This is a genomic window from Streptomyces sp. NPDC057307, assembly GCF_042667665.1.
Lineage (GTDB): Bacteria > Actinomycetota > Actinomycetes > Streptomycetales > Streptomycetaceae > Streptomyces.
In genome coordinates this window covers 1-6,286 of sequence record NZ_JBHUZM010000240.1, presented here as the reverse complement: position 1 = coordinate 6,286, position 6,286 = coordinate 1, and the positions used below count along the sequence as shown (strand labels likewise).

Here is a 6,286-nt window from a genome sequence, read left to right as displayed (position 1 = left end):
GCGCGTTCCACCCCGTACACGGAGCACGTACGCCACCTCCCGCCACGCGCGCGTACGCGCGTACGTCCGCACGAGAAGCGAGCCGCCGCCCATGGGCACCCCCGAGCTGATCTCTCCGCGTTCCCCGCGTGTCACCGCCGCCCGGCGGCTCGTCAGACGGGCCTTCCGCGGCAAGGAACGCCGGTTCATTGCCGAGGGCCCGCAGGCCGTACGCGAGGCGGTCGCGCACCGGGGCGACGACGGCCTCCCCACACTGATCGAGCTGTTCACCACCGTCGAGGCCGCCGAGCGGTACGCCGACATCGTCGACGCCGCCCGCGCCGCCGGGGCCCAGGTGCACTACGCGGACGCCGCCGTCGTCGCCGACGTCTCCCAGACCGTCACCCCGCAGGGCCTGCTCGGTGTCTGCCGCTTCCTGGACTCACCGTTCGAGTCCGTCCTACGGGCGCGCCCCCGCCTCGTCGCCGTCCTCGCGCACGTACGCGACCCCGGCAACGCGGGCACCGTGCTGCGCTGCGCCGACGCGGCGGGCGCCGACGCCGTCGTCCTCACCGACGCGTCCGTCGACCTCTACAACCCCAAGTCGGTCCGGGCGTCGGTCGGTTCGCTCTTCCATCTGCCGGTCGCCGTCGGCGTGCCCGTCGAAGAGGCCGTGGCGGGCCTGCGGGGCGCGGGCGTCCGGATCCTGGCCGCCGACGGAGCGGGCGACGACGACCTCGACGACGAGCTGGACGCGGGCACCATGGGCGGCCCGACCGCCTGGATCTTCGGCAACGAGGCGTGGGGGCTGCCCGCCGAGACCCGGGCGCTGGCGGACGCCGTCGTACGCGTACCGATCCACGGCAGGGCCGAGAGTCTGAACCTGGCGACCGCCGCGGCCGTATGTCTCTACGCCTCGGCTCGGGCGCAGCGTGTCCGCACCGCGAGCTGAGGGGGTCCGCGCAGTCACCTTGAGCGATGAGAGCTAGTAGGGTGACGGGCAAGTCGGGGGCCCACTGTGCTCTTCGGAAGAGGTGGGATGCGGGCATGACGGTCGGGGCGAGCGGGTCGGCCATCACACGGGGACCCGTCAGGCCTGATCCGGGCGACGCCGGCGCACCGGACCTCGGCCGGGACCTGGGGGGAGAGACACCGCCGGACCTCGGACAGGGCATCGGACAGGGCGTCGGGCAGAACCTCGCACAGGACTTCGCACACGACGTCGGGATCGATCCCGACGACCTCCCCGACGGTCTCGTCGTCGCCGACGAGACGGGCCGCGTGATCTGCTTCAACGCCGCCGCCGCCCGGATCACCGCCGTCGTCGCCGCCGAGGCCGTCGGCAGCCCGCTGGAGCGCGCGCTGCCCCTCGAAGACCTCGAAGGCCGCCGCTGGTGGGCGCTCACCGATCCGTACGGCGGTCTCCTCACCCGCTTCGGCCAGCCCGAGCGCAATCTGCTGCTGCCCGGCGGCCGTGAGGTCCTCGTCTCCGCCCGCTACGTACGCGCGTACCCCCAGGGGCCCGTACGCAGGCTCGTCATCAGCATCCGCGGCACCGAGGCCCGCCGCCGTACCGAACGCAGCCACGCCGAGCTGATCGCGACCGTCGCGCACGAACTGCGCTCCCCGCTCACCTCCGTGAAGGGTTTCACCGCGACGCTGCTCGCCAAGTGGGAACGGTTCACCGACGACCAGAAGAAACTCATGCTGGAGACCGTCGACGCCGACGCCAACCGCGTGACCCGGCTGATCGCCGAGCTGCTCGACATCTCCCGGATCGACTCCGGCCGCCTTGAAGTGCGCCGCCAGCCGGTCGACATCGGCACGGCCGTCGGCCGCCACATCCAGTCCATCACCGCGTCCGGCCAGTCCCCGGACCGTTTCCTCGTACGGATCCAGCAGCCGCTGCCCGCCCTGTGGGCCGACCCCGACAAGATCGACCAGATACTCGGCAACCTCCTGGAAAACGCGGTGCGCCACGGCGAGGGAACCGTCACCATCGAGGTGGCACCCGCCCACGTCAAGCATGTCGACCACGGGCACGCGGAGCACACGCACGCGGACGGCGGTGCGAAAGGAACGGCGGTCACCGTGAGCGACGAAGGGCCCGGCATCCCCGAGGAGTCGATGGGCCGTGTCTTCACCCGCTTCTGGCGGGGGAGCAAGCGCGGTGGCACGGGCCTGGGTCTGTACATCGTCAAGGGCATCGTCGAGGCGCACGGCGGGACGATCACCGTCGGCCGCGGACCAGGTGGCGGGGCCCAGTTCCGATTTATCCTGCCCGTCGGCGCCCCGGCCTATCTGAAATAAACTTCGCCACGAAGTGTCAGGTAGGGCGGTGGTGGCTGACGGGCGGGCCTGAGACCGCCCACGGGCTGGTTCACTCCGCACGGCCTTTAGACTCGACCCTTGGCACCTTTGCGTCCTCGGCCATCGAGCGGGGTCGTTTTCGCCCGGGTCCTGCCCGGTCAACCGGAAGTACGGGAAGAGATGTCCGCACCCAACAAGTCGTACGACCCAGTCGAGGTCGAGGCGCTGAAACCGGCAGAGATCGAGCGCATGCGGGACGAGGCGCTCGCCGCCTTCGCCGCCGCAGGTGACCTCGACGCGCTCGCTCACGCGAAGACGGCGCACGCCGGTGGCACCTCACCGCTCTCGCTCGCCAACCGTGAGATCGGCGCGCTGCCGCCGCAGGCCAAGGCCGAGGCGGGCAAGCGCGTCGGCCAGGCCCGCGGCGCCGTGAACAAGGCGCTCGCCGCCCGGCAGGTGGAGCTGGAGGCCGAGCGTGACACGCGCGTGCTGGTCGAGGAGGCGGTGGACGTCACGCTGCCCTACGACCGCATCCCCGCCGGCGCCCGGCACCCGCTCACCACGCTCTCGGAGCGCATCGAGGACATCTTCACGGCCATGGGGTACGCGGTCGCGGACGGGCCCGAGGTCGAGGCGGAGTGGTTCAACTTCGACGCCCTGAACTTCGTGCCCGACCACCCGGCCCGCCAGATGCAGGACACCTTCTTCGTCCAGGGCCCGGACGGCACGTCGGGCGACGAGTCCGGTGTGGTGCTGCGCACGCACACCTCACCGGTCCAGGCGCGCGCCCTGCTCGACCGGGAGCCGCCCGTCTATGTCATCTGTCCGGGACGCGTCTACCGCACGGACGAGCTGGACGCCACCCACACCCCGGTCTTCCACCAGGTCGAACTGCTCGCCGTGGACGAGGGCCTCACCATGGCCGACCTCAAGGGCACCCTCGACCACATGGTCCAGGAGCTGTTCGGCGGCGCGGGCATGAAGACCCGGCTGCGGCCGAACTTCTTCCCCTTCACCGAGCCGTCCGCCGAGATGGACATGGTCTGTTACGTGTGCCGCGGCGAGTCCGTCGGCAACCCGGACCGGCCCTGCCGCACCTGCGGCAGCGAGGGCTGGATCGAGCTGGGCGGCTGCGGCATGGTCAACCCGAAGGTGCTCGTCGCCTGCGGTGTGGACCCGGAGAAGTACAGCGGATTCGCCTTCGGGTTCGGCATCGAGCGGATGCTGATGTTCCGCCACAACGTCGAGGACATGCGAGACATGGTCGAGGGTGACGTCCGGTTCACCCGGCCGTTCGGGATGGAGATCTGATGCGCGTCCCGCTTTCCTGGCTGCGTGAGTACGTCGACCTGCCGGCCACCGAGACCGGCCGCGACGTGCAGGCCAAGCTCGTCCCCGCCGGTCTTGAGGTCGAGACCGTCGAACAGCTCGGCGCCGGGCTCAAGGGCCCCCTCGTCGTCGGCAAGGTCCTTGACGTCGAGGAGCTGACCGAGTTCAAGAAGCCCATCCGGTTCTGCACGCTCGACGTCGGCGACGCCAACGGCACCGGTGAGCCGCAGGAAGTCATCTGCGGCGCGCGGAACTTCGCCGTCGGCGACAAGGTGGTCGTGGTCCTGCCCGGCGCCGTGCTGGCCGGCGGTTTCGAGATCTCCGCCCGCAAGACGTACGGGCGGACCTCGCACGGCATGATCTGCTCCAGCGGCGAGCTGGGCATGGGCGACGACGGCAGCGGCGGCATCATCGTCCTGCCGCCGGAGTACGAGGTCGGTACCGACGCGATCGAGCTGCTCCAGCTCGTCGACGAGGTCCTCGACATCGCCGTCACGCCCGACCGGGGCTACGCCCTGTCGATGCGCGGCGTCGCCCGTGAGACCGCCACCGCGTACGGGCTCTCGCTGCGCGACCCGGCGCTGCTCGACGTACCCGCGCCGAACTCGTACGGCCACCGCGTGGAGATCGCCGACCCCGTGGGCTGCGACCACTTCACCGCGCGTACGGTCACCGGGCTCGACCCCGAGGCGCGCTCGCCGATCTGGCTCAAGCGCAGGCTGCAGAAGGCCGGGATGCGGCCGATCTCGCTGGCCGTCGACATCACCAACTACGTGATGCTGGAGATCGGCCAGCCGCTCCACGCGTACGACCGCAACCGCGTGGACGGCGCGATCGGCGTCCGGCGCGCCGAGCAGGGCGAGGAGCTGACCACGCTCGACGGCGTCAAGCGCGTCTTGGACGCGGCCGACCTCGTCATCACCGACGACCGCGGGCCGATCGGCCTCGCCGGGGTGATGGGCGGCGCCGACACCGAGATCGCCGACGGCGAGATCGCGGCCAGCCCGCTGTCCTCGTCCGCCGCCGAACGCGCGGCACGCGGCACCACCGAGGTCGTCATCGAGGCGGCGCACTTCGACCCGATCTCGATCGCCCGCACCGCCCGCCGGCACAAGCTGCCGTCCGAGGCGTCCAGGCGCTTCGAGCGCGGTGTCGACCCGCACGCCGCGTCCGCCGCGGCGCAGCGGACCGTCGATCTGCTGGTGCTGCTCGCGGGCGGCTCGGCGGAGGCCGGAGTCACCGAGGTCGTCGCCCCGTCCGGACCGCACACCATCACGATGGCCGCCGACCACCCCGACCGGGTGGCCGGTCTCGTGTACGGCAGGGAGACCGTGGTCCGCAGGCTCCAGCAGGTCGGCTGCGACGTCCAGGGACAGGACGAGCTGATCGTCACCGTCCCGAGTTGGCGCTCCGACCTGCGCGAGATCAACGACCTCGCCGAAGAGGTCATCCGGCTGGAGGGGTACGAGAATCTGCCCTCCACCCTGCCCCGGCCGCCGGCCGGGCGCGGGCTCACGGAGCGGCAGCGGCTGCGCCGCCGGGTCGGCCGCGCGCTGGCGGGCGCGGGCTATGTCGAGGTGCTCAACTACCCGTTCGTCGGTACGGCGCAGCTCGACCAGCTCCAGCTGCCCGCCGACGACGACCGCCGCCGTACGGTCACGCTCGTCAACCCGCTCGCGGACACCGAGCCCGAGATGCGCACGACACTGCTGCCGGGTCTCTTCGGCGCGCTGCGCCGCAACGACGGCCGTGGCTCGCACGATCTGGCGCTGTACGAGACGGGGCTGGTCTTCCGGCCCACGGGCGAGGAGAAGGTGCCGCCCCGGCTGCCCGTCGACCGGCGGCCCACGGACGAGGAACTGGCGACGCTCGACGCCGCGCTGCCCCGGCAGCCGCGCCGCGTGGCCGTCGTCCTCGCCGGCGCGCGTGAGCAGGCCGGCTGGTGGGGCGCGGGCCGCCCCGCCGACTGGGCGGACGCGGTCGAGGCGGCCCGTACGGTCGCCGCCGAGGCGGGCGTCGAGCTGACGGTCGAGGCCGATCAGCACGCGCCGTGGCATCCGGGCCGCTGCGCGGCGCTGTACGCCACGGTGGACGGCGAGCGCACGCTCGTCGGCCACGCCGGTGAGGTGCACCCGCGCGTCATCAAGGCGTACGGCCTGCCGGAGCGCACCTGCGCCATGGAGCTGGAACTGGATCTCGTGGAGCGGGCGGGCACGGGTCCGCTGCGGGCGCCGCGCATCTCGACCTTCCCCGTCGCCACGCAGGACGTGGCGCTGGTGGTGGCCGAGGACGTACCGGCCGCCGACGTGGAGCGGGCGCTCGGCGAGGGCGCGGGTGAACTGCTCGAATCGGTGCGGCTGTTCGACGTCTTCACCGGTGAGCAGCTGGGCGAGGGGCGGAAGTCGCTGGCGTACGCCCTGCGGTTCCGTGCCGCCGACCGGACGCTGACCGTGGACGAGGCGTCCGCCGCGCGCGACGCCGCGGTGGCGCTGGCCGCCGAGCGCACCGGGGCGGTGCTGCGCGGGGCGTGAGCCGCGTGCGGCTGGGATGACACGATCGAGGGGCGTCGCCGGACCAGAAAACGGCGACGCCCCTCCGCCGTTTGCGGCAGACCACCCCGCGAGCCCGGCGTTACGGAAGCCAGCTAATGCCCTTGCCCTTATGGTAC

Annotated in this window: 4 protein-coding genes; all 4 read left to right on the top strand. The window is 72.3% G+C overall.

Annotated elements, in window-relative coordinates; all coding sequences use genetic code 11:
• Positions 1-91 precede the first annotated feature (91 nt).
• Positions 92-931, top strand: coding sequence for a TrmH family RNA methyltransferase (locus tag ACFUN8_RS36675; protein WP_383647590.1), 840 nt, complete (start codon positions 92-94; stop codon positions 929-931).
• A gap of 95 nt (positions 932-1,026) precedes the next feature.
• Entirely contained in the window at positions 1,027-2,289 is a 1,263-nt protein-coding gene (locus ACFUN8_RS36670; RefSeq protein WP_383647586.1) for an ATP-binding protein, read from the top strand.
• 180 nt (positions 2,290-2,469) lie between these two features.
• Positions 2,470-3,600, top strand: coding sequence for a phenylalanine--tRNA ligase subunit alpha (pheS, locus tag ACFUN8_RS36665; protein WP_383647583.1), 1,131 nt, complete (start codon positions 2,470-2,472; stop codon positions 3,598-3,600).
• Positions 3,600-6,149: a phenylalanine--tRNA ligase subunit beta gene (gene pheT, locus ACFUN8_RS36660; protein ID WP_383647580.1), complete on the top strand. Its 2,550-nt coding sequence runs from the start codon at positions 3,600-3,602 to the stop codon at positions 6,147-6,149. Before pheS ends, pheT begins: the two co-directional genes overlap by 1 nt.
• Positions 6,150-6,286 lie beyond the last annotated feature (137 nt).